At 75.4% G+C, this 1,952-nt stretch carries 2 protein-coding genes; one reads left to right on the top strand and one right to left on the bottom strand.

All coding sequences use genetic code 11. From position 1 onward, the window contains the following. Window positions 1–788 (bottom strand): oxidoreductase (locus tag ACTUAL_RS07455; RefSeq protein WP_440899720.1); only part of this gene is annotated, 788 nt, incomplete at its 3' end. 197 nt (window positions 789–985) lie between these two features. Between ACTUAL_RS07455 and ACTUAL_RS07450 the strand changes: the two genes are divergently transcribed. Then, window positions 986–1,921: an LLM class F420-dependent oxidoreductase gene (locus ACTUAL_RS07450; protein ID WP_440899719.1), complete on the top strand. Its 936-nt coding sequence runs from the start codon at window positions 986–988 to the stop codon at window positions 1,919–1,921. Window positions 1,922–1,952: the final 31 nt, after the last annotated feature.

The following is a 1,952-nucleotide window of genomic DNA, read 5'->3' as shown; positions in this document are numbered from 1 at the left end:
CCGTAGTCGCCGCCGCCGGACACCAGTGGCGCGGGGGCCGCGTAGAGCTGCGGCAACGCGCCCGCGGCCGGGGACTGGGACAGCGCGTCGGTGATCTTGCCCGCCCAGTCGACCAGCGCGTTCCGGTGCGCCTTGGCCATGGTCGAGCTGAGCTCGGTCCGCGAGACGCCGGGGTGCGCAGCGACGGAGGTCACGTCCGCGCCGGACAGCCTCAGCCGCCGGTCCAGCTCCCGCGCGAACAGCAGGTTGGCGAGCTTGGACTGGCCGTAGCCGACCCACGGGGCGTAGCGGCGCACCTCGAAGTTCGGGTCCGCCAGGTCCAGCCCGCCCAACCGGTGCGCGACGGACGACACGGTCACCACGCGGGCGCCTGCGCGGGCCCGCAGCGCGGGCATCAGCAGCCAGGTCAGCGCGGCGTGCCCCAGGTGGTTGACGCCGAACTGCGACTCGAACCCGTCGGCGGTGCGGGCGAGCGGCGGGGCCATCAGGCCCGCGTTGTTGACCAGCAGGTCCAGCCCGCCGCCGGTCAGCTCCAGGACCCGCTCGGCGGCGGCGCGCACCGACGCCAGCTCCCCCAGGTCCAGCCGCACGAGCTCGGCCTCGCCGTGCCGGGAGACCCGCTCGACGGCGGCCAGGCCGCGCTCGCGGGAGCGGCAGGCCAGCAGCACCCTGGCGCCCCTGGCGGCCAGCACCTCGGCGGTGCGCAGGCCCAGGCCGGAGTTCGCGCCGGTCACCAGCGCGGTGCGCCCTGCCTGGTCGGGGATGTCGACTTCGGTCCACTTGGCCATGGGTGCCTTCCTACCGGTCGGGTGGTGCGGTCGCGGCAGCCGGGGTGCGCGTTCGCGGGGCGCTGACCTGCGGTTCGCCCGAGCGGTCCGGCGCGGTCCGGCGCGGTGCGAAGCGGTGCGAAGTGGTGATCGGCGCGACAGCCCGCCCGGCGGTGGTCGAATCGCGGGGTCGGGGCCCGCGTCGTTAGCGTGGGGCGGTGGAACTCCGGATCTTCACCGAACCCCAGCAGGGCGCGGGCTACGACGACCTGCTCCGCGTCGCCCGCGCCGCCGAAGCCGCAGGGTACGGGGCGTTCTTCCGCTCCGACCACTACCTGAAGATGGGCTCGGTGGACGGCCTGCCCGGCCCCACCGACCCGTGGATCACCTTCGCGGGCCTGGCCCGCGACACCACGACCATCCGCCTCGGCACGCTCATGACCGCCGCCACCTTCCGCTACCCCGGCCCGCTGGCCATCAGCGTCGCCCAGGTCGACCAGATGTCCGGGGGCCGGGTCGAGTTCGGCCTCGGCGCCGGGTGGTACGAGGAGGAGCACACCGCCTACGGCATCCCGTTCCCGAGCGTGCGGGAGCGGTTCGACCGGTACGCCGAGCAGCTGGAGATCATCACCGGCCTGTGGGCCACCCCGGTCGGCGAGGACTACACCTTCCAGGGCGACCACTACCGGCTGATCGACGCCCCGGCGCTGCCCAAGCCCGTGCAGGAGCGGGTGCCGGTGCTGATCGGCGGCAAGGGCGCCAAGCGCACGCCCGCGCTCGCCGCCAAGCACGCCACCGAGTTCAACCTGCCGTTCGTGGACGTCGAGTTCGCGGCCGAGCAGTTCGCCCGCGTCGACCAGGCGTGCCGCGACATCGGCCGCGACCCGGCGGAGATCACCCGCTCGGCGGCGCTGGTCGCGGCGATCGGCCGGGACGACGCGGAGGTCGCCCGCAGGGCCGCCGCGCTCGGGCGCGACGTCGACGAGCTGAAGGCCAACGGCCTGGCGGGCACGCCCGCCGAGGTCGTGGACCGGCTCGGGCAGTGGCGGGAGCGCACCGGCGTCAGCCGGGTGTACCTCCAGCTGCTCGACCTGGCGGACCTGGACCACCTGGAGCTGGCGGCGGCGGAGATCGCGCCGCAGCTGAGGGGCTGAGCGCGACCGGCGGCGGGACCGCCGGGCCGAG

It is taken from the genome of Actinosynnema sp., from assembly GCF_052038725.1.
The sequence above is the reverse complement of the archived record's forward strand: the minus strand, read 5'-3'. Positions and strand labels throughout refer to the sequence as shown.